The organism is Oleiphilus sp. HI0125 (genome assembly GCF_001635355.1).
Genome location: NZ_LWGF01000570.1, coordinates 1 through 268 on the forward strand (window position 1 = coordinate 1; position 268 = coordinate 268).

At 45.1% G+C, this 268-nt stretch carries 1 pseudogene; it reads left to right on the forward strand.

Annotated elements, in window-relative coordinates:
• A pseudogene (locus tag A3762_RS07075) lies at nt 1–268 on the forward strand (malate synthase G); the annotation flags it as partial.

Consider the following 268-nt stretch of genomic DNA (forward strand, 5'->3'; position numbering starts at 1 on the left):
TGCTATTCGTTCGTAACGTTGGTCACTTGATGACTAACCCAGCGATTCTTCTTGAAGACGGAAACGAAATTCCAGAAGGCATCATGGACGGCGTGATCACAACCTTGATCGCTATTCACGATTTGAAAGGCAACAGCCCATTCCAGAATTCAACAACTGGTTCTGTAAACATCGTTAAGCCTAAGATGCACGGTCCAGAAGAAGTTGCATTCGCAAACGAATTGTTTGGCCGTGTTGAAGATGCACTTGGTCTACCACGCTTCACAAT